At 60.9% G+C, this 19,332-nt stretch carries 17 protein-coding genes; 8 read left to right on the top strand and 9 right to left on the bottom strand.

Annotated features, from left to right (window positions below):
* Positions 1-35 precede the first annotated feature (35 nt).
* Positions 36-2,726: a bifunctional [glutamate--ammonia ligase]-adenylyl-L-tyrosine phosphorylase/[glutamate--ammonia-ligase] adenylyltransferase gene (gene glnE / locus ACG2K1_RS11050; protein ID WP_395429337.1), complete on the top strand. Its 2,691-nt coding sequence runs from the start codon at positions 36-38 to the stop codon at positions 2,724-2,726.
* A 170-nt stretch (positions 2,727-2,896) separates the two neighbouring features.
* Here the strand turns inward: glnE and purH are convergent, their stop codons facing one another.
* Complete coding sequence (gene purH / locus ACG2K1_RS11045) at positions 2,897-4,480, bottom strand: bifunctional phosphoribosylaminoimidazolecarboxamide formyltransferase/IMP cyclohydrolase (protein ID WP_395429338.1); 1,584 nt, start codon at positions 4,478-4,480, stop codon at positions 2,897-2,899.
* A gap of 451 nt (positions 4,481-4,931) precedes the next feature.
* Between purH and ACG2K1_RS11040 the strand changes: the two genes are divergently transcribed.
* The gene (locus ACG2K1_RS11040; protein WP_395429339.1) at positions 4,932-5,984 is read left to right on the top strand and encodes an outer membrane beta-barrel protein; all 1,053 of its coding nucleotides are present in this window, start codon (positions 4,932-4,934) and stop codon (positions 5,982-5,984) included.
* A 297-nt stretch (positions 5,985-6,281) separates the two neighbouring features.
* Here the strand turns inward: ACG2K1_RS11040 and ACG2K1_RS11035 are convergent, their stop codons facing one another.
* The 7 genes from ACG2K1_RS11035 to ACG2K1_RS11005 all read right to left on the bottom strand — a co-directional run bounded on the left by ACG2K1_RS11035 (position 6,282) and on the right by ACG2K1_RS11005 (position 15,323).
* Positions 6,282-7,709 (bottom strand): surface lipoprotein assembly modifier, encoded by a 1,428-nt coding sequence (locus tag ACG2K1_RS11035; protein ID WP_395429340.1) that lies wholly within the window; start codon positions 7,707-7,709, stop codon positions 6,282-6,284.
* A 173-nt stretch (positions 7,710-7,882) separates the two neighbouring features.
* Complete coding sequence (locus ACG2K1_RS11030) at positions 7,883-9,604, bottom strand: sigma-54-dependent transcriptional regulator (protein ID WP_395429341.1); 1,722 nt, start codon at positions 9,602-9,604, stop codon at positions 7,883-7,885.
* On the bottom strand, positions 9,591-11,189 hold the full coding sequence (locus ACG2K1_RS11025) for a nitrogen regulation protein NR(II) (protein ID WP_036495688.1): 1,599 nt from the start codon (positions 11,187-11,189) through the stop codon (positions 9,591-9,593). The genes ACG2K1_RS11030 and ACG2K1_RS11025 overlap by 14 nt, the downstream gene beginning before the upstream one ends.
* Before the next feature lie 131 nt (positions 11,190-11,320).
* A complete protein-coding gene (gene parC / locus ACG2K1_RS11020; protein WP_395429354.1) occupies positions 11,321-13,624 on the bottom strand; it encodes a DNA topoisomerase IV subunit A in 2,304 nt (767 codons plus the stop codon).
* Positions 13,625-13,751: 127 nt separating this feature from the next.
* The gene (locus tag ACG2K1_RS11015; protein WP_198142880.1) at positions 13,752-14,447 is read right to left on the bottom strand and encodes an LrgB family protein; all 696 of its coding nucleotides are present in this window, start codon (positions 14,445-14,447) and stop codon (positions 13,752-13,754) included.
* Complete coding sequence (locus ACG2K1_RS11010) at positions 14,444-14,785, bottom strand: CidA/LrgA family protein (protein WP_009425558.1); 342 nt, start codon at positions 14,783-14,785, stop codon at positions 14,444-14,446. The genes ACG2K1_RS11015 and ACG2K1_RS11010 overlap by 4 nt, the downstream gene beginning before the upstream one ends.
* Positions 14,786-15,035: 250 nt before the next feature.
* Positions 15,036-15,323 carry a hypothetical protein gene (locus ACG2K1_RS11005; protein ID WP_009425559.1) on the bottom strand — a complete coding sequence of 96 codons (288 nt, stop codon included), beginning with the start codon at positions 15,321-15,323 and terminating at the stop codon, positions 15,036-15,038.
* 119 nt (positions 15,324-15,442) lie between these two features.
* Between ACG2K1_RS11005 and ACG2K1_RS11000 the strand changes: the two genes are divergently transcribed.
* From ACG2K1_RS11000 to ACG2K1_RS10980, 5 genes are all read left to right on the top strand, one after another.
* On the top strand, positions 15,443-15,862 hold the full coding sequence (locus ACG2K1_RS11000) for a CopD family protein (protein ID WP_009425561.1): 420 nt from the start codon (positions 15,443-15,445) through the stop codon (positions 15,860-15,862).
* 17 nt (positions 15,863-15,879) lie between these two features.
* Positions 15,880-16,365, top strand: a complete 486-nt coding sequence (locus tag ACG2K1_RS10995) for a CYTH domain-containing protein (protein WP_395429342.1) — start codon at positions 15,880-15,882, stop codon at positions 16,363-16,365.
* 69 nt (positions 16,366-16,434) lie between these two features.
* Complete coding sequence (locus ACG2K1_RS10990; RefSeq protein ID WP_395429343.1) at positions 16,435-16,788, top strand: VacJ; 354 nt, start codon at positions 16,435-16,437, stop codon at positions 16,786-16,788.
* A gap of 1 nt (position 16,789) precedes the next feature.
* Positions 16,790-17,182 carry a thioesterase family protein gene (locus tag ACG2K1_RS10985; RefSeq protein WP_094030975.1) on the top strand — a complete coding sequence of 131 codons (393 nt, stop codon included), beginning with the start codon at positions 16,790-16,792 and terminating at the stop codon, positions 17,180-17,182.
* Positions 17,179-17,670, top strand: coding sequence for a peroxiredoxin (locus ACG2K1_RS10980; RefSeq protein ID WP_009425565.1), 492 nt, complete (start codon positions 17,179-17,181; stop codon positions 17,668-17,670). The genes ACG2K1_RS10985 and ACG2K1_RS10980 overlap by 4 nt, the downstream gene beginning before the upstream one ends.
* Before the next feature lie 93 nt (positions 17,671-17,763).
* Here the strand turns inward: ACG2K1_RS10980 and yihA are convergent, their stop codons facing one another.
* Positions 17,764-18,408: a ribosome biogenesis GTP-binding protein YihA/YsxC gene (gene yihA / locus ACG2K1_RS10975; protein ID WP_009425566.1), complete on the bottom strand. Its 645-nt coding sequence runs from the start codon at positions 18,406-18,408 to the stop codon at positions 17,764-17,766.
* 151 nt (positions 18,409-18,559) lie between these two features.
* Here yihA and ACG2K1_RS10970 point away from each other — a divergent pair, with 151 nt between their 5' ends.
* Complete coding sequence (locus ACG2K1_RS10970) at positions 18,560-19,189, top strand: cytochrome c (protein WP_036495693.1); 630 nt, start codon at positions 18,560-18,562, stop codon at positions 19,187-19,189.
* The last annotated feature ends 143 nt before the right edge of the window (positions 19,190-19,332 follow it).

The raw sequence follows: 19,332 nt of genomic DNA, 5'->3' as shown, positions 1-19,332 counted from the left end.
ATATTTTCCTCCCTATCCGCTCCGGTAAAACCGCCATGAACCCAATCGAATACGCCCGCCGCTTTTCGCTTTTTCTCGCCCGCAACCTCGATTCAGGCCGTCTGAACGCCGACATTCTGCGCGCCATGACGGATAAGGTGCTCACCGCGCAGGATTTTCACGCGTTTGCCGACTGGGCGGGCATTTTGGCGGCGGAAGACGAAGAAACGCTGGCGCAAAAGCTGCGCGAATTGCGCCGCTATGTGGTGGCGCAGATTATGGTGCGCGATTTGAACCGCATCAGCGATTTAAACGAAGTTACCCGTACGATTACGCTGTTTGCCGATTTTGCCGTCAATACCGCGCTGGATTTTGCCTATGCCTATTACCGCGATATGTACGGCACGCCCATCGGCCGCTACACGGGCGAAGCGCAGCATTTGAGTGTGGTGGCGATGGGCAAGGCGGGCGGCTATGAGTTGAACGTGTCGTCCGACATCGATTTGATTTTCGTCTATCCCGAATCGGGCGATACTAACGGGCGGCGCGAGCGCGGCAATCAGGAATTTTTCACCAAAGTGGGACAGAAACTGATTGCGCTCTTGAACGACATCACCGCCGACGGCCAAGTGTTCCGCGTCGATATGCGCCTGCGGCCGGACGGCGACTCGGGCGCGCTGGTGTGCAGCGAAACCGCGCTGGAGCAATACCTGATTGCCCACGGCCGCGAGTGGGAGCGTTATGCGTGGTGCAAAGGCCGCGTGGTCACGCCGCACGCCAACGGCATCGCGGCTTTGGTGCGGCCGTTTGTGTTCCGCAAATATCTCGATTACGGCGCATACGAAGCCATGCGCGGCCTGCACAGCCAAATTCGCGCCGAAGTCGCCCGCAAAGGCATGGAAAACAACATCAAACTCGGCGCGGGCGGCATCCGCGAAATCGAGTTTGTCGCGCAGATTTTCCAAATGATACGCGGCGGCCAAAACCGCGCCCTGCAATTGAAAGGCACGCAGGAAACGCTCGCCGTGTTGGCCGAACAGGGCATCATGCCGTCTGAAACCGCGCAAACGCTGCTGGCGGCCTACCGCTTTTTGCGCGATGTCGAACACCGCCTGCAATATTGGGACGACCAACAAACGCAAACCCTGCCGCACAACCCCGAACAGCAGCAATTGCTCGCTGAGAGCATGGGCTTTGACAGCTACGCCGCCTTTTCAGACGGCCTCAACGCCCACCGCGCCGCCGTGTCCGCCGAGTTCGACAACATCCTTGCCGCGCCCGAAGAACAAAACGCCGCCCGCTTCGCCGCCCTGTGGCCGAACCCGCCCGCCGAACCCGACGCCCCCGTTTACGCGCAACTGGCCGAAGCAGGCTTCTCGCCGCAGGCCGTGGCAGGCCGTCTGAACAGCCTCGCCCGCAGCAGCCGCTACCGCAGCCTGTCGCCGCGCAGCCTGCGCCTTTTCGACACCCTCGTGCCGCAGGCTGCCGAAGCCGCCGCCGAATACCCCCGCCCCGACGACACCTTCTTCCGCCTCACCGACTTTCTCGAAACCGTCAGCCGTCGCCCCGCCTACCTCGCCTTCCTGCTCGAATACCCCAACGAACTCGCGCGCGTCGCCGCCCTGATGAGCCGCAGCGCCTGGATAGCGGGCTACCTGCAACAACACCCCGCCCTCCTCGACGAACTGCTCAGCGCCCAACTCACCGAAAGCCGCCCCGACTGGCCGCAGCTGCGGTGCGAGTTGGCCGCCGAACTCGATGCCTGCGAAGACGCCGAAGCGAAAATGGACGCCCTGCGCCGCTTCCGCCACGCCCGCGTTTTCCGTCTCGCCGTACAGGATTTGGCGGGCAAATGGACGGTGGAAGCCCTGTCCGACCAACTCTCCGAACTGGCCGACACCATCCTTACCCTCACCCTCGAACACGCCTGGCGCGAAATGCCGAAAAAACACCGCCAACACCCCGCCTTCGCCGTGATCGGCTACGGCAAACTCGGCGGCAAAGAACTCGGCTACACCTCCGACCTCGACCTCGTCTACCTCTACGACGACCCCCATCCCGATGCCGCCCACACCTACGCCCGCCTCGCCAACCGCCTCACCAACTGGCTCTCCGCCGCCACCGGCGCGGGCACGCTCTACCAAACCGACCTGCGCCTGCGCCCCGACGGCGACAGCGGCTTCATCGTCCACAGCCTCGCCGCCTTTGAAAAATACCAGCGCGGCCACGCCTGGACATGGGAGCACCAAGCCCTCACCCGCGCCCGCTTCGTCTGCGGCGATGCCGCCATTCAGACGGCCTTCGAACGCATCCGCAGCGACATCCTCACCCTGCCGCGCGACAGAGCCGCCCTCAAAAACGACATCCTCGCCATGCGCGAAAAAATCGCCGCCGCCCACCCGCCGCAGGATAACGACGTCAAATACGCACGCGGCGGCATCGTCGACGTCGAATTCACCGTGCAATACCTCATCCTCGCCCACGCCCGCGAATTTCCCGCCCTGCTCGACAACTACGGCAACATCGCCCTTTTGGGCACGGCGGCGGAAAACGGTCTCGCCGACCCCACCCTCTGCGGCCGAGCCCGCCGCGCCTACCGCCGCTTCCGCGCCTGCCAGCACAGCGCCGTCCTCGACGAAGCGCAAACCCCCGCCGCCGACAGCGAAACCCTCTCCGCCTACACCGCCGTGCGCGCCTTGCAGCGCCAAGTCTTCGGCACGGATGGGGAAGCGGAAGAGGCCGTCTGAAAGCGCCGCTTCAACAAAGTTAAAAAACAGCGGCGCAAAGAAAAGGCCGTCTGAAACCCGAAAACGGTGTTTCAGACGGCCTTTTTTATTTGGGGAATTACCTGCGGCTTGGTTGTGAAGAGGCCGTCTGAAAACTCTTTTGGCTTTCAGACGGCCTTGGCGTTTTATTCTTAATGGCGGAAGTGGCGCACGCCCGTTACCACCATCGCCATGCCGTGCTCATCCGCTGCGGCAAACACTTCTTCATCGCGCACCGAGCCTGCGGGGTGGATGACGGCTTTAATGCCCTGCTCGGCAATCACGTCCACACCGTCGCGGAAGGGGAAGAATGCGTCCGAAGCGGCACACGCGCCGTGCAAATCCAAGCCGGCGTCCTGCGCTTTTCGGGCGGCGATGCGGGTGGAATCCACGCGGCTCATCTGTCCTGCGCCGATGCCGTAGGTTTGGCCGCCTTTGCCGAACACGACGGCGTTGGATTTGACGAATTTCGCCACGTTCCACACAAACAGCAGGTCTTTCCATTCCTGTTCGGTGGGTTGGCGTTTGGAGACGACTTTCAAATCTTCGCGGCGGATGCGGTGGATGTCGGGCGTTTGTACCAACAGGCCGCCGCCGACGCGTTTAAGCTCGAAGCGGTTTGCGCCCTTGTCGATCGGCACTTCCAGCACGCGCACGTTTTTCTTGGCGGCGGCGATTTCCAGCGCTTCGGCGGTGAACTTGGGCGCCATCAATACTTCCATAAACTGATTGTCGGTAATCTGTTTCACCGTTTCGCCGTCCACTTCGCGGTTAAAGGCGATGATGCCGCCGAATGCGCTGGTGGTGTCGGTGGCGTAGGCCAGGCGGTAGGCGGCAAGCGTGTTGTCGGCCACGGCCACGCCGCAGGGGTTGGCGTGTTTCACAATCACGCAGGCGGGCGCGTCAAACGATTTGACGGCTTCCCACGCGGCATCGGCATCGGCGATATTGTTGTAGGACAACTCTTTGCCTTGAAGCTGGGTGTAGTTCGACAGGCTGCCTGCAAACGGATAAACGTCGCGGTAGAACGCGGCGCGCTGGTGCGGGTTTTCGCCATAGCGCATTTCCTGCACTTTGAGCCAGCTTTGGTTGAACTGCTGCGGAAATTCGCCGATTTCGGGTTCGCCCGCGAGTTTGTCGTCTGACAGCGAAGTCAGATAATTGGAAATCATGCCGTCGTATTGCGCGGTGTGGCTGAACGCTTTGCGGGCGAGGTTGAAACGGGTTTTGTCGGAAAGACCGTCTGAATCTTTCAGCTCGGCAACCACGGCGGCAAAATCGGCGTTGTCGGTAACGATGGCGACGTGTTTCCAGTTTTTCGCCGCCGAGCGCACCATAGTCGGGCCGCCGATGTCGATGTTTTCAATCGCGTCTTCCAGCGTGCAGCCGGGCTTGGCGATGGTGGCGGCAAAGGGGTAGAGGTTTACAGCCACCAGGTCAATGTTGCCGATGCCGTGTTCCTGCATTTTGGCGACGTGTTCGCCCAAATCGCGCCTGCCGAGGATGCCGCCGTGGATTTTCGGGTGCAGCGTTTTCACGCGGCCGTCGAGCATTTCGGGGAAGCCGGTGTAGTCGGCCACTTCGATAACGGGGATGCCCGCATCGGCCAAAAGCGCGGCGGTGCCGCCGGTGGAGAGGATTTCTACGCCCGCTTCGTGCAGGGCTTGGGCAAATTCGACTGCGCCGGTTTTGTCGGAGAGACTAATCAGGGCGCGTTGGATTTTTACGGTGGACATGATGTTCCTTTGCATCGGGTGAATCGGAAAATTCGGGCAGGAAAAAGGCCGTCTGAAACGGCGCGGCGGATGTTTTTGCGGCGCACATTATCCGTTATTTTCGCGGTGCACGCAGCAGCGGCCGTGAAAATGCATAGTGAACCAACACGGAAAGATACAAGGCAGCAAGCCGCAGACAGTACAGGTAGTACGGCAAGGCGCAGCAACGCCGTAGATTTTCGTGTTGGTTCACTATAGACAATCTTTCTGTCTGCTTGGCGTATCGGCAACAGCAGCGCGAGACGGCCTTAGGGCTTCAGAGGCCGTCTGAACGCGCCGCCTGTCGGTGCGCCTTCCCTTTTGTTCCAAGATACGCGCAAAAACGCTGCCGATAGTAAACTTCCGGCAAGTCCTCCGCAAAACCGAAGCCTTTCGGTGCGGCGGTTTCCCTACCCCACACAGGAGACAGATTATGAAGCATTTGAAACTTCTTCCCGCCCTCACCGTTTCCGCCCTTGCCCTGATGTCGGCATCGGCGCAGGCGGGCATGGTCAGCGACGCGCACGGCAACGTCGGCTACGACACCGCCGCCGAGTGCGACGCCGCCGTTCAAAACGGCACGGCGCGTTTCTACCAGTCGGCCACCCATCAAAAACCGCTGCTGCACAAAGGCGAGCGCTCCGTCGCCACCGCCACTCTGCGCGATCTCGGCCCGCAGTACGCGCTGGGCGCGTGCGACATCGGCGTCGGCCGCAAATTCAACCGCGACGGCGTCGCCAGAGCCTTGCAGGGCAAATATGTGCCCTACAGCCCCGACATGGCGGTGAACGTTTATTCCGATGCTGCCGGGCAGCCCGTGCGCGTCAGCATGCAGCAGTGCGACAACCGCTTCTCCGACAACGTTCCGCGCCCCGTGCCGATGCCCGAGCGCCAGCCCGAGCCGGTTGCGGCGCCCGAACCCGCACCGCAGCCCGTACCCGAGCCGCAGGCCAAATCGTCCGTGCGCCCCTATGTGTTCGGTACATTGGGCGCGCTGCGCGACGGCTATAAATACGAAAGCGCCGCCGAAACCGAGCAGGCGCACGACACCCGCTTTGCCGGACAGGTCGGCGCGGGCGTGCAGTTTAACGAACTCTTGGGCGCGGAAGCCTTCTACCAGGGCGGCCAGAAACACCGCTACCGCTACGACGACGGCTCGAACGACGAAGTGCGCACGCAAAACCACACTTACGGCGCACGCGCCACCGTCGGCGGCAATGTGTCCGACAAATTCCGCCTGTTCGGCAAAGCGGGCGTGGCGGGCGTGAAGCACAAAATCACCGATGCCGACGGCGAAAAAGTCAGCTCGAAAACCAAAGCGCGCCCGACCATGGGCGTGGGCATGACCTACAATTTCACCGACAACCTCGCCCTGCGTGCCGACTACGACTACTATTTCCGCAAGAAAGAGTCGCAAACCGACGGCGACAAGTTCACTTGGAAAGCCAACCACTACCTCGGCGCAGGTTTGCAGTACACATTCTGACCAAGCCGTGTGCGGACGGCCTGAAACCTTTGCGGTTTCAGGCCGTTTTTTGTCGGGAACAGCAATCTTTGCGGCGGGCGGCTTCGGTTTTTTGATTCGTTGGGGGCTATGCTTTCAGACGGCCTGATGTTCTGTGAGGCCGTCTGAAAACAGGCGGGGCGGTGGGATGCGCCGTCATTGTGTGCGGCGGAGGGCGTTGGACGCTGCCGCGTTTTTGGCTGTGAACCGTGCTTTCATACGGCCTCACGGAACATCAGGCCGTCTGAAAGTATGGTTTTGACGAATTGAAAAGGCGGGTCAGAAGGATTTGCCGATTTGCAGGTAGGCGTTGGCTTTGCGGTAGCCGTATAGCGGGTGGTTGCTTGTGGTTTTCTGCCACACGGTGACGAGGCGGGGGGTGACGCCCCACAGGCTCAGGCGCTTGTGCCAGAGGGAGAGGGAGGCGGAGTATTCTTTGTCGTCGCGGCGGATGGCGAGGAAGTCGGCGGCGTCGTAGCGGCGGCCGTAGCCGGCGGAGAGGGCGGTGCCGAGTCCTTTTCCCCAGACGCGCACGGCGGACGCGCGGATGCCGCGCCTGTGGTAGGCGTCGTCGGTGCGGGCGCGTTTGCGGGAGAAGTTGGCGCCGAGGGTAAAGTATTGGCGCGGGCTGTGTTGGAATATCCAGGTGGCGGACAGGCTGCTGTTGCGGCCTTCGAGGAATTTGCGCGTGTCGTAGTGCTGGTAGTCCGATTCGGCGGCGGCAGCGAGGCGGTGGCGCGGGCTGAGGCTGCGCTGCCATTCGGCGCGCAGGCCGGTTTCGCGGGAGTAGGGTTCGGTACCGTACCAACGGCGCTCGTAATAGGGGAGCAGGGAGGCTTCGCTGCGGCCGCTTTGGTAGGCGGCGCCCAGGGCGGTGCGGACGGTGAGATCGTTGTAGCGGTGGTTGTCCCAATAAAATTTGCCGTAGAGGTCGGTTTCGCTGCGCAGGAGCAGATTGTCGGCGAGGTTGAAGTCGCGGGCGAGGCCGGCGGAGTAGGAGAGGCCGCGGGCTTTTTCGGGGGCGGGCAGCGTCCATTCGCCGTTGCCGTAGCGCAGGGTGTGTTCTTTTGCGGCGTTGTTGACGTTGTTGTTGCGGGTGTAGTTGGCGCTCAGGCGGGGCGTCCAGCGGCTGCGGCTGCGGATTTCGTCGAGCTGGCTTTGCAGGGCGGCGCGGGTTTGGGGGTCGAGGTCGGGAGGAGCGAGCAGGTTGGTGTAGTGCGCTTGTGCGGAGACGTTGCGGCGGTCGTCTTTCAGTGCCTGCGCCAGACGGAGGCGGACGAGGAAGGCGTCGGGCATTTGGCGTCGGGCGTTTTGCAGGCGCCTGACGGCTTCGCGGTAGCGGCCGTCGCTTTGGGCGGCCATGTCTTCGGCCGTCTCGAGCAGGACGGGGCCTTGTCCTTCGGGCAGGCGGCGGTAGACGGGCAGAAGGAGTTTGATGGCGGCGGTGTTGGCGGCGATGACGGAGGAGGAGAGGGCGCGGTGCAGCAGGCCGGGGTGTTGCAGCAGTTCTTCGGGGTCGCTGCATGTGAGGGTGCCGCCGGTTTGGGAAACGCCGCCCTCGGGCGCGGATGCGGGGGCGGGCATCTCGTCGGAGCCGGTGAGGTCGAAGCGGGTGTCGGGTTGGCTGAGGGCGGAGTCGGGCAGGTCGTCGGCGCGCGCTGCGGCAAGGGCGGCGAGTAGAAGCAGGAAGGGTAGGCGTTTGGGCATGGCGGCGGGGCGGTAGTTGGCGGACGGAGGCCGTCTGAAAGGGGGAAAACCTTTTTCAGACGGCCTTTGTGGGCGGCGGGCGGGGTGTGATGCTTTGCGGATGATCCGTTTTGCCCGCCGTGTTTTTCACTTCGTCGGGGCTGCGTTTTCAGACGGCCTGATTTCAGACGGCCTTATTCGATGTTCAGCCTTTCCATGCGGTAGCGCATGGAGCGGAAGCTGATGCCGAGGAGTTTGGCGGCCTGGGTGCGGTTGTAGCGGGTGATGTTCAGCGCCTGTTCGATGATGGAACGCTCGAGCAGGTCGAGGTATTCCTGTATCTGGCTTTGGCCGGGGACGAAGGGCGGCATGGCGTCGAAGTTCATCGGCGGCAGCTCTTCGCTTTCGGCGGCCGGTTCTGGGCGCGGGGCGCGGGTTTCGCCTGCCGGTGTGGCGGCGGGGGCAAGGTCGGCGGGGCGGGGGCCGTGTCCGGCGGTGATTTGCAGGTCGTCGATTTGGATGACGCTGCCGGCGGTGAGGGCGACGGCGCGTTCGAGGATGTTTTCCAGTTCGCGGAAGTTGCCGGGGTAGCTGTACGAGAGCAGGGCTTCCTGTGCTTTGGGGCTGAGGCGGTAGCCGCCGGGGATGCCGTTGCCGTGTTTGTTGAGCATGCGCATGATGAGGCCGCCGAGGTCTTCGCGCATTTCGCGCAGGGGCGGCATGTGCAGGGTGACGACGTTGAGGCGGTAGTAAAGGTCTTGGCGGAAGGCACCGCTTTCTACCAGCGCTTCGAGGTTTTTGTGGGTGGCGCAGACGATGCGTACATCTACCGGCGTTTCTTTGGCGTCGCCGATGCGGCGTACGGCTTTTTCCTGAATGGCGCGCAGCAGTTTGACCTGCATGGCCAGCGGCAGGTCGGCCACTTCGTCGAGGAAGAGGGTGCCGCCGTCGGCGTGTTGGAAGAAGCCCATGCGGTCTTGGTCGGCACCGGTGAAGCTGCCTTTTTTGTAGCCGAAAAACTCGCTTTCCATCAGGTTTTCGGGAATCGCGCCGCAGTTGACGGCGATAAAGGGGCCGTCGGCGCGCGGCGAGAGTTCGTGGATGCTGCGGGCGGCCTGTTCCTTACCCGAACCGGATTCGCCGGAGATGTAGACGGGCACGCCGCTGCCGGCGAGGCGGCGGATGAGGTGGCGCACTTCGACCATCTGCGGCGACATGCCCAGCAGGCGGGGCATGTCGGCATCGCCGCCGACTTCGTTTTCGTGGTGTGCGGGCGCCTGCGCGTCTGATGCGGCCGCGGTTTGCGGCGTGGCGCTGCGGAAGCGTTCGCGCAGGGAGCTGAGGGCGCTGGGCGGGGTGACGGGGCGGTCGATGCCGCCGGAAATGCCTTTGCGCACGGGTTTGGGCGCGTCGGGCGCACGGGCGGGCGTGGCGGCGACGGGCTGCGGGCGCGGCGGCACGGGCGGCGGCATATAGGGCGCGGCCGGCGCGGGCTGCGGAGCGGGCGCTGCGGGTTTGGTTTCGGCGGCTTCGGGTTCGTTCACTTTCACCGCCGATTTCACCAGCGAGCGCAGCTGCGAGAGGGTGATGGGTTTTTGCAGGTAGTCGAACGCGCCTTCTTTCAGGGCTTCGACGGCCTGGTCGGCGTTGCCGAAGGCGGTGATGACGGCAACGGGCGTGTCCAGCGACAGGCGGTTGATGTGCTGGACGACTTCCAGTCCCGAGCCGTCGGGCATGCGCATGTCGGTGAGCACCAGCGAGTAGTCGCTGTTTTCCAGCTTGTCTTTGGCGTCTTCCACGCCGACGGCGGTGTCGACGCGCAGCCCCATTTTCATCAGGGTCATTTCCATCAGGTCGCGGATGTCCGCTTCGTCGTCTACGACCAGTACGGGGTGTTGCAGGTCACTGTTCTTCATGGTTGTTGTCCTTCGGAAGGATGAGCTCGAAGCCGTTCATTTCGGGGTGGTAGTGCAGCTGGCCGAGGTTGGCGTGTGCCAGTTCGCGGGCGACGTAGAGGCCGAGGCCGGTGCCGGTTTTTTCGGTGGTGAAGAAGGGCTCGAAGAGTTGGTTGCGGATGTCGGGCGGCACGCCTGCGCCGTTGTCGGACACCACTATCGAAATGTTGAGTTTGCCGCTGGGGCGTATCAGCACGCGGATGGCGCTTTCGTCTTTTTTGCTGTGCCGCCAGGCGTTGTTGCACAGGTTCCACATGATTTGCTGCAGGTGCATCGGGTCGGCGGTGACGGCCAGCTGTTTGCCCTGCATTTCCATTTTGATGCAGTGCACCGCGTCGGGATTGCTGAGGGTGAATTCCTGTTTGAACGCCAGCCAGAATTTCATCAGGTTTATGTGTTCGCGGCCGAGGTTGTCTTTTTTGTTGAGCATCGACACTTCTTCGAGCATTTTGTCGATGCGGCGGATGTTGCCGTCGATGATGCCGTGCAGCTTGCGGCTCATCGGGTCTTCCACGCCTTCCTGCAAGAGGTCGTTGGCATGGCGGATGGCCGACATGGGGTTGCGGATTTCGTGGGCGAGGTTGGCGGTGAGCTGGCCGAGGGAGGCGAGTTTGGTGGCCATCGCTTCGGCGGCGATTTCGCGCAGCGAGCGCACGAAGAGCATGAGGAGCTGGCCGTCTTCCTGAACCAGCGGCACGGCGCGCACGTGCATCGAATGCTGGTGCAGGTGGATGTCGGTTTCGAAGGGGCGGTCGGGGTTGTAGAGCCAGCGTCCGGCCAGGTCTTCGAAAATCGGCTCTTTCTGTTCGGGCGCGAGTCCGGGGAAGTAGGTTTTGGCCTGACGGTTGAACAGCCAGACTTTCAGCTCGGGGTCGATGACGATGACAGCTTCCTGCACGCGGTTGAGCACCAGCAGGTTGAGGCCGCGCACGCGGTTGTAGTTGCGCTTGTGTTTGAGCGCGGAGGCGTTGGCGGCTTTGAGGAATTTGGCGCTGTAGGAGGTGAGGTAGGCGACGGCGAAGGAGGCGGCGATGAGGACTATGCCCGTGCCGATGTTGCGGCCGTCCCACTGCTGCGTGTCGAGGACGAGCTGGTCGGTGAGGAACATGACGCAGACGATGCACAGGGTGGTGAAGCCGGCGTAAAGCGCGGGGAAACGGCCGTAGCTGAGCATGCAGGAGGTGGCGATGAAGGGCAGCACGAGGATGCCGATGCCAGTGCCGATGCCGCCGGTGAGGTAGACGAGCACCATAATCATCAGGATGTCGATGACGGCGCTGGCGTTGGGCAGGCGGTCGGTTTTCTGCTGCACCCAGTGCGGGCGGACGAAGGAAAACAGGGTGATGCCTGCGTAAACCGCCGCCCACAGGTAGAAGGTGGCGGGGGTGACCATTTTGCGCAGGCCGGCGTTGTCGGAGAACATGGCCATCAGGTGCAGCGCGGTCATGGCGGTGACGATGGTGAGGCGGCAGATGTTGATGAGCCACGGGATGCGGTCGATCTGCTCTTCCCAGTCGTCGGTTCTGCTGAGGAAGGAGTTTTTCATATTGTTGTTTGGCATTTTTCCGTATAGGCCGTCTGAAAGCGGAGTTAAAAGGTTTCAGACGGCCTTTTTGTGTTTGGTGCGCGCATTGTCGCAAATTGCGGCCGCGCCCGTTTTTCAGACGGCATTTGCGGTTAATCTTTGGCTTTAATGGCTTTCAGACGGCCTGAAACTTCCAAAATTTTCCCTTTGCGGCCGCGTTTGCCCGCGATGTCTTGGATACGCAGTTTTTCCTGATGCACCGCGCCGCGTTTGCCGACGGTTTCAACGACAAATTCGGGCGTGGACACCACGGCGATGTGTTCGAGGTGGAGGCCGTCTGAAAGCGGGGTGAGCTGCAAACCGCGCCCTTTGGGCATCACTTTCAATTCGCCCAGCGGGAAGGCCAGCAGGCGGTTGCCGCTGTCGGCAGTAACGACTTTGCAGTCGGGATTGATGAGCGAGGAGGCGTACAAGGCCGCGGGCGGCAGCACGGTTTCGCCCGCATCGAGCGTCATCAGCACTTTGCCGTTTTTGTTGCGGCTGACCATGTCGGCGAGTTTGGCGATAAAGCCGTAGCCGCCGCTGTTGGCGAGCAAATAATGCTGTTCGGGCAGGCCGGTGAGCATGGCGGCGGGTTTCGCGCCGTTTTGCAGCTCGATTAATGAAGATACGGGCACGCCGTCGCCGCGTCCGCCGGGGATTTCGGCGGCATCGAGCGTGTAGGTGCGGCCTTGTGTGTCGAGTATCACCACCGGCCACACGGTGCGGCCTTCGAGGGTTTGTTTGAGGGCGTCGCCTTCTTTAAACGCGGTTTGGCTCAAATCGAGATTGTGGCCGGCTCTGCTGCGTATCCAGCCTTTTTCCGACAGAATCAGCGTAACCGGCTCGTCGGCGGTGGTTTGCGTGAGTACGGCGCGGCCTGCTTCTTCCACCAGTGTGCGGCGCGCGTCGCCGTATTGCTTCATGTCGGCCTGCATCTCTTTGATGATGAGCTTTTTCTTTTCGTTTTCGTCGCCAAGCAACAGGTTCAGACGGCCTTCTTCTTCACGCAATTCGACCAGCTCTTTTTCCAGCTTGAAACCTTCCAAGCGCGCAAGCTGGCGCAGGCGGATTTCCAAAATGTCTTCGGCTTGGATTTCTGACAGGCCGAACGCGGCTATCAAATCGGTTTTGGGGTCGTCTGATTCGCGGATGACTTTAATCACTTCGTCGATGTGCAAAAACACTTTCAGACGGCCTTCGAGGATGTGCAGCCGTTTTTGCACCTGCGACAGGCGGAATTTCAGGCGGCGCGTAACCGTTACCACGCGGAAATCCAGCCATCCCTGCAAGATGGTTTTCAGGTTTTTCTGCGCCGGGCGGTTGTCCAAACCCATCATCACCAGGTTCATCGGCACATTGCCTTCCAGCGAAGTCTGCGCCATCAGCGTGTTGATAAACGAGTCGGTGTCGATGCGGCTGGATTTCGGCTCGAACACAAGGCGAACGGGATGTTCGCCGTCGGACTCGTCGCGCACGCGGTCGATTAAATCGAGCATCAGCTTTTTGGTGTTGAGCTGGTCTTGGTTGAGCTGCTTTTTGCCCGCTTTGGGCTTGGGATTGGTCTGCTCTTCGATTTCGGCGAGGATTTTGGCGGAATTGGCGTTCGGCGGCAGCTCGGTCGCAATCACGCGCCACTGTCCGCGCGCCAGCTTCTCGATTTCGTAACGCGCACGCACGCGCACGCTGCCTTTACCGGTTTCGTAAATTCGGCGCAATTCGTCCGCCGGCGTGATGATTTGACCGCCGCTGGCAAAATCGGGCGCGGGAATGTATTGCATCAGGTCGGCGGTTTCCAGCGTCGGCTTTTTCAACAGCGCAATCGCCGCCTGCGTAACTTCGTTCAAATTGTGCGACGGAATTTCGGTTGCCATGCCCACCGCGATGCCTGACGCACCGTTGAGCAACACCATAGGCAGGCGGGCGGGCAGGTGCAGCGGTTCGTCAAACGCGCCGTCGTAGTTCGGCACGAAATCCACCGTCCCCTGATTGATTTCGGACAACAACAATTCCGCAATCGGCGTCAGCCGCGCCTCGGTGTAACGCATCGCCGCCGCTCCGTCGCCGTCGCGCGAACCAAAGTTGCCGATGCCGTCGATTAAAGGATAGCGCAAGGTAAAATCCTGCGCCATGCGGACCATCGCTTCATAGGCGGAAATATCGCCGTGCGGGTGGTATTTACCCAAAATCTCGCCGACCACGCGCGCCGATTTCACCGGTTTTGCCCCCGCCGTCAAACCCATATCGCGCATGGCAAACAAAATACGCCGCTGCACAGGCTTTTGGCCGTCTGAAACTTCAGGCAGCGCGCGGCCTTTGACCACGCTCATGGCGTATTCGAGATAGGCGCGTTCGGCGTATTGGCCGAGCAGCAGGGTGTCGTGGTCGGAAACGGGGGATGGGGTGTCGTGAATCATGCGCGGGGAGGGTTGGGGGAAAAGGGCGGTATTGTAAAGCAAAATTAACGCAGCGGCATGGCGGGAGGCCGTCTGAAAAAGTTTCAGACGGCCTTTTTCAGACGGCCTCTGTGCTGTTTGGCAGGGTTCAATAACCCATCAGCGGCAGCAGCAGAGGCACGAGAAAGGCGGTGAGCACGCCGTTGACGATTAGGCCCAAGCCCGCGTAGGCGGCGTATTTTTTGCTGCGTTCGAGCGAAGCGGCCATGCCCATCGCGTGCGAGGCGGCGCCCACCGACATGCCCTGCGACATCGGTTTTTTCACCGTGCCCAGTTGCAGGATGCGGTAGCCCGCCGTCTGGCCGATCATGCCGGCGGCAATCACCGAAGCGGCGGTGATGGCGGGTAGGCCGCCGATGCTGCGGGTGATTTCGATGGCGATGGGGCTGGTGACCGATTTGGCGGCGAGGCTTAACACGGTTTCCCGTCCCGCGCCCGCGAGTTTGGCGAGGTAGACCGCGCTGACGATGCCGGTGACGCTGCCTGCGGTTTGCGACAGGATAATCGGCAGCCACTGGCGGCGGATTCTGTCCCAGTTGAGATACAGCGGCACGGCCAGGCCGACGACGACGGGTTTGAGCCAGAAATCGATGAATTGCGCCGCCTGGTGGTAGTCGGGATAGGCGATGCCGCAGAGTTTCAGATAGATGATGACCAGCGCGGTGGTGCACATCACGGGATTGAAGAGGACGTTGCCGGTGCGGGCGCGCACAATGTTGACCAGCCAGTAGGCGGTGACGGTGAGCCAGAGCAGCACGGCGGGGTGGCGCAGCATATCCATCAGCGTTTGCGCAGCAGTTCGTGCGTTTTGCCGGTGACGAACATTACCGCCAGCGTGCTGAACACGGTGGACACGGCAATCGGCCAAAAGTCGCGCGCCACCAGATCGAGATATTCCATTACCGCCACGCAGGGCGGTACGAGAAACAGCGACAAATTGGCCATCATCGTGTCCACCGCGCCCTGCAGCCACGCGGTTTTCACCCAGCCGGCCTGTAAGGCGGCAAACAGCAGCGCCATGCCGATGATGCTGCCGGGCAGTTGCAGGCCGGTGAAATGAATCACCGCCTCTCCGGCGGCGAGAAAACCGAAAATAATGCTCAGGGCGCGGATGAGGTGCATGGGCGGCGTGCTCCTTGTAGTTGTAGTTAAAGGATGAATGTTTTGGTCTGCGGCGGAATATAGCGGGCGGCTTAACAAAAGGCAACATTGGACAAGGCCGTCCCCGCCTTCGCGGGGATAGCGTTTCCAAAAGCGCAGCCTCGACGAAGTGATGGCGGGAAACGGGCTTTCAGACGGCCTCAATAGTGCGGCAGGCAGGCAAAAGGCCGTCTGAAAAACGGGTTTCAGACGGCCTTGTGTATTGCAGACCTTATTTCTTTTCTTTCTTTTCGCGCGCTTCGGCTTTTTTTGCCGACGCTTCCAGGCGGGCGGCTACGTAGTCCACCATCAGGTCTTTTTTCTCCCAGAAAAAGGTTTCCATTTTTTGCAGGGAGTAGATGCGGCGCACCATGCCGGGCAGGCCGGCGTGGATGATGGCGGCGACTTCTTTGTTCAGCGCCTCGTCGTCCATTGCGGTTTTCAGATCGACGGCTTTTTCGGCGAGGAAGGCGTTGAGGTTTTTCACCACGCCGCCGTGGATTTCAAACTGGTTGAGCATGACTTTGTTTCCCTTTTTGTCGGTTGGTTTGAAAGGCGCGCATTATAGCGCAAAAGCCGCCGCAGGCCGCGGCGGGCTGCTATATAATGCGCGCCTCTCGGGGGGAGGCCGTCTGAAAAATGTATTTGTGGTTTAAGTTTCTCCATCTGTTTTTCATCATTTCGTGGTTTGCGGGTTTGTTTTACCTGCCGCGTATTTATGTGAATCTGGCGCAGGCAGACGCAGGTTCGGCCGAATACCGCCGTCTGCTCGACATGGCGCGGCGGCTGTTGCGTTTTATGACGCCGCTGGGTGCGGGTGCGCTGGTGTTCGGCCTGCTTGTGCCCTTTGCCGCGGGCTGGTGGGGGCAGGGCTGGGTGTACGGCAAACTGGCGCTGGGGCTGTTTCTCGCCGCCTATCATGTCTGCTGTTTTTTTCTGCTGCGCGGTTTTGCCGCGCACCGCAACCGCCGCAGCCACAAATGGTACCGCGTATTTAACGAAATTCCCGTGCTGGCAATGATTGCCGCGCTGTATCTGGTGGTTTTCAAACCGTTTTAAGCAAAGAGGCCGTCTGAATGACTGTGGAAATCGAACGCCGTTTTTTGTTGGCAAACGAGCTTTGGCGCGCCGAAGCGGGCGAACCGCTCCTGCTGAGCCAGGGTTATCTGAGCGTGGAAAAAGAGCGCACCATCCGCGTGCGCATCGTCGGCGAACAAGCGTGGCTGACGCTCAAAGGCTATATTTCCGACGTGACGCGCAGCGAATTCGAGTATGAAATCCCTTTGGCGCACGCGCGGGAGATTCTGCATACCATGTGTCCGTTCCGTATGGAAAAACGCCGCTACGAAATCCGCTGCGACGGCTTTACCTTCGAAATCGACGAATACGCGGGCGACAACGCGCCGCTGGTTGTGGCCGAAATCGAGCTGCCCGCCGAAGACGCCGCCTTTCCCCGCCCCGCCTGGCTCGGCCGCGAAATCACCTCCGACGGCCGCTTTACCAACGCCTATCTGAGCAAACACCCGTATGCCGGATGGAGCGAAACCGAAAAGGCCGTCTGAAACGCTTTCACTTTGTTGAAGCCCCGCTTTCGGAAACGTCATTCCCGCTGTTTACCAAGGAGCAAAACCATGTATGAAGTCAACCGCAGCGCTTTTCTTCTGATTCCGCAAGAACCCTTTTTACACTGGCTGCACTCGGTCGGCGTCAGGGATGTCGCCCTCGAAGATTTGCAGGCCGACGCCAACGCCTACCTTACCGATCCGTGCGACCATGCCGACGATGTTTGGGACATCATCGAACACCGCGCCGCCGAGATTTTCGCCGCCGAACTGGCCGACTGGTGCGAAGACGAAAGCCTGTGGCCGGATCTCCATCCCGACATTTTCGCCGAATGGTTCGACATCCGCCCCGCCTCCCTCGTTACCGACCTGTCTGCCGAACCGCTGGCGCGCGAAAGCTTCGTGCCCTTTGAAACGCACTGAGATGGAAGACGCCGTTTTCCGCATACGCGGCTACCACCTCGACGGCTACGGCCATGTGAACAACGCGCGCTACCTCGAATTTCTCGAAGAAGCGCGCTGGCACTTTTTCGAACAGCACGGCCTGCTCGGCGGGCTGGCAGGCGTGCAGATAGTCGTCGCCCGCGTCGATATCCGCTACCGCCGCAGCGCGGTGGCGGGCGACGTGCTTACCGTGCGCAACCGCGTCAAAACCGTCGAGCCGCGTCTGGCCGTTATCCGCCAGATTGTCTCCTTTGCCGACAGCGGCAAAACCTCCGCGCAGGCCGATGTCACCCTCGTGCCCGTTTCAGACGGCCGCAGCACCGAGTTTCCCGCCGCCGTCTTCCAAACCCTGCAACAGATGTTCCGCTCATGAAAAAAACCGCCGTTTTCGCCGCCGCCGCGCTGGTCTGCGGCCTGCTGGCCTTTATCCTGATTCCTTCGGGTACGCCCGCCCCCGCCTTCTCGCTGCCTGATCTGCACGGCAAAACCGTGTCCGACGCCGCTTTGCGCGGCAAGGTCACCTTTATCAATTTCTGGTTTCCCTCCTGCCCCGGCTGCGTGTCGGAAATGCCGAAAATCGTGAAAATGTCGCACGACTACCGAAACCGCGACGGCTTCCAAATCCTCGCCGTCGCCGAACCCTACGACCCGCTCGAGAGCGTGAAAACCTACGCCGCAGAGCGCGGCATGGATTTCACCGTGGTGTACGACGCCGACAAAGCCGCCGCCCGCGCCTTCGGCACGGCGGTATATCCCACCTCTTTTCTGGTCGACAAAGAGGGCAGGGTGCTGAAAACCTTTGTCGGCGAACCCGATTTCGCCGAGCTTTACCGTTTGATAGACGGCGAGATGGCCGAGTAGGCCGTCTGAAAACAGCCGCCGCACGGCTTTCAAACCGCACACCAAGAAAAAAGGCCGTCTGAAAGCGTTTCAGACGGCCTCCTGCGGACAGTTTCAATCCGGTTTTGCAGGTTTCTGCGGTTCTTGCGCCTGCCCTTCGTTCAAACGCGCGAACCAGCCCGCGACAACCGCTTCCGTTTCCGCCATGCCCTGCTTTTTCAGGCTGGAAAAAAGCTGCACCGTCACCTCCTGCCGCTCGGAAAACGGTTTTAACGCTTTCTTGACAGAAGACAAGGTTTTGATTTGGTCGTTCTTAGATAATTTGTCCGCTTTGGACAACAGGATATGCACAGGACGGCCGGTTTCGGCAAAGAAATCCAGCATCTGCATATCCAGCTCTTTGAGCGGATGGCGGCAGTCCATAATCAGCACCAGCCCGACCAGCTGGCGGCGCGTGCGCAGATAGTCGCCCAGCAGCGCCACCCAGTGCCGCCGCACCGCTTCGGGCACCTGCGCGTAGCCGTAGCCCGGCAAATCGGCCATGAAATGCCCGTCGGCCAGCTCGAAAAAATTGATGTGCTGCGTGCGCCCGGGCGTTTTCGACACATAGGCCAGCCGCACATGGTTGCACAGCGTGTTGATGGCGCTGGACTTGCCCGCATTGGAGCGGCCGACGAAGGCGATTTCCGCGCCCGTGTCGGGCAGGTCTTTCAAATGGTTGACCGTAGTGAAGAATTTTGCGTTTTGAAATAAGTTCATAACTATGGAAAAAATAGTTAAATTTGGTATAGAATACCACGTTTGCAGACCAACGGTTTAACGCAGCGGTAAAAAAGCGCCGCGTATCGAGTATCGAAAATATAGAAAAAAGGGTGTTGCGGATACCGCAATGCTGCAATCAGGAGCCTCCATGAAACGTTTAACCCTACTGACTCTGGCACTGGCCGCCGGTACGGCTTTTGCCGCGCCCAAGGCCGACGTGGCCAAAGGCAAGCAGATTGCCCAAACCGTCTGCGCGGCGTGCCATGCCGCCGACGGCAACAGCGGTATTTCCACCTATCCGAAACTCTCGGCGCAGCACGCGAAATACATCGCCGTGGAAACAGCGGCCATCAAAGACGGCAAGCGCACCACCGGCGGCGCGGCGGCGATGAAGCCGATGGTGATGAGCCTCAGCGAGCAGGATATCGCCAACGTTGCCGCCTTCTACGCCACGCAGACCCCCAAATCGGGCGAAGCCAATCCGAAAGACAACCTCAAACTCGGCGCGCAGATTTACCGCGGCGGCCTCGCCGGCAAAAAACTGCCCGCCTGTATGTCCTGCCACGGCCCCAGCGGCGCGGGTATGGTCGGCGGCGGCACCGATGTCAACGCCTATCCCCGACTGGGCGGCCAGCACAAAGACTACACCGTCACCCAGCTCAAAGCCTACGCATCCGGCCAGCGTACCAGCCCGAACGGCATGATGGAAGACATCGTCAAACGCATGTCGGAAGAAGAAATCAACGCTGTAGCCAACTTCATCCAAGGCCTGCACTAGGGTGTGTTGACATTCGGCTCTGCAGCGGTATTTTTGGTAAAAATCCACGCCTGCCGCGTCAAAAATGCCCGCAGATGTCCAATTCTGCTGTGCTCTTTTCCTTGCATTCGCGAATTTTCTTCAAAAAACCGCTTCGCAAGCCA

The organism is Neisseria sp. 23W00296, assembly GCF_044772855.1.
Lineage (GTDB): Bacteria > Pseudomonadota > Gammaproteobacteria > Burkholderiales > Neisseriaceae > Neisseria.
Note: the sequence above shows the minus strand (reverse complement) of the source record. Positions and strands in the feature narration are given on the sequence as shown.

Bases quoted from the DNA above. Each gene is read 5' to 3' on its own strand.
- ACG2K1_RS11040 (WP_395429339.1), top strand. From the start codon at position 4,932: ATGAAGCATTTGAAACTTCTTCCCGCCCTCACCGTTTCCGCCCTTGCC.
- ACG2K1_RS10990 (WP_395429343.1), top strand. From the start codon at position 16,435: ATGTATGAAGTCAACCGCAGCGCTTTTCTTCTGATTCCGCAAGAACCC.
- purH (WP_395429338.1), bottom strand. From the start codon at position 4,480: ATGTCCACCGTAAAAATCCAACGCGCCCTGATTAGTCTCTCCGACAAA.
- ACG2K1_RS10980 (WP_009425565.1), top strand. From the start codon at position 17,179: ATGAAAAAAACCGCCGTTTTCGCCGCCGCCGCGCTGGTCTGCGGCCTG.
- ACG2K1_RS11030 (WP_395429341.1), bottom strand. From the start codon at position 9,604: ATGAAGAACAGTGACCTGCAACACCCCGTACTGGTCGTAGACGACGAA.
- ACG2K1_RS11035 (WP_395429340.1), bottom strand. From the start codon at position 7,709: ATGCCCAAACGCCTACCCTTCCTGCTTCTACTCGCCGCCCTTGCCGCA.
- ACG2K1_RS10995 (WP_395429342.1), top strand. From the start codon at position 15,880: ATGACTGTGGAAATCGAACGCCGTTTTTTGTTGGCAAACGAGCTTTGG.
- ACG2K1_RS11025 (WP_036495688.1), bottom strand. From the start codon at position 11,189: ATGAAAAACTCCTTCCTCAGCAGAACCGACGACTGGGAAGAGCAGATC.
- yihA (WP_009425566.1), bottom strand. From the start codon at position 18,408: ATGAACTTATTTCAAAACGCAAAATTCTTCACTACGGTCAACCATTTG.
- ACG2K1_RS10970 (WP_036495693.1), top strand. From the start codon at position 18,560: ATGAAACGTTTAACCCTACTGACTCTGGCACTGGCCGCCGGTACGGCT.
- ACG2K1_RS11010 (WP_009425558.1), bottom strand. From the start codon at position 14,785: ATGCACCTCATCCGCGCCCTGAGCATTATTTTCGGTTTTCTCGCCGCC.
- ACG2K1_RS10985 (WP_094030975.1), top strand. From the start codon at position 16,790: ATGGAAGACGCCGTTTTCCGCATACGCGGCTACCACCTCGACGGCTAC.
- ACG2K1_RS11005 (WP_009425559.1), bottom strand. From the start codon at position 15,323: ATGCTCAACCAGTTTGAAATCCACGGCGGCGTGGTGAAAAACCTCAAC.
- glnE (WP_395429337.1), top strand. From the start codon at position 36: ATGAACCCAATCGAATACGCCCGCCGCTTTTCGCTTTTTCTCGCCCGC.
- ACG2K1_RS11000 (WP_009425561.1), top strand. From the start codon at position 15,443: ATGTATTTGTGGTTTAAGTTTCTCCATCTGTTTTTCATCATTTCGTGG.
- parC (WP_395429354.1), bottom strand. From the start codon at position 13,624: ATGATTCACGACACCCCATCCCCCGTTTCCGACCACGACACCCTGCTG.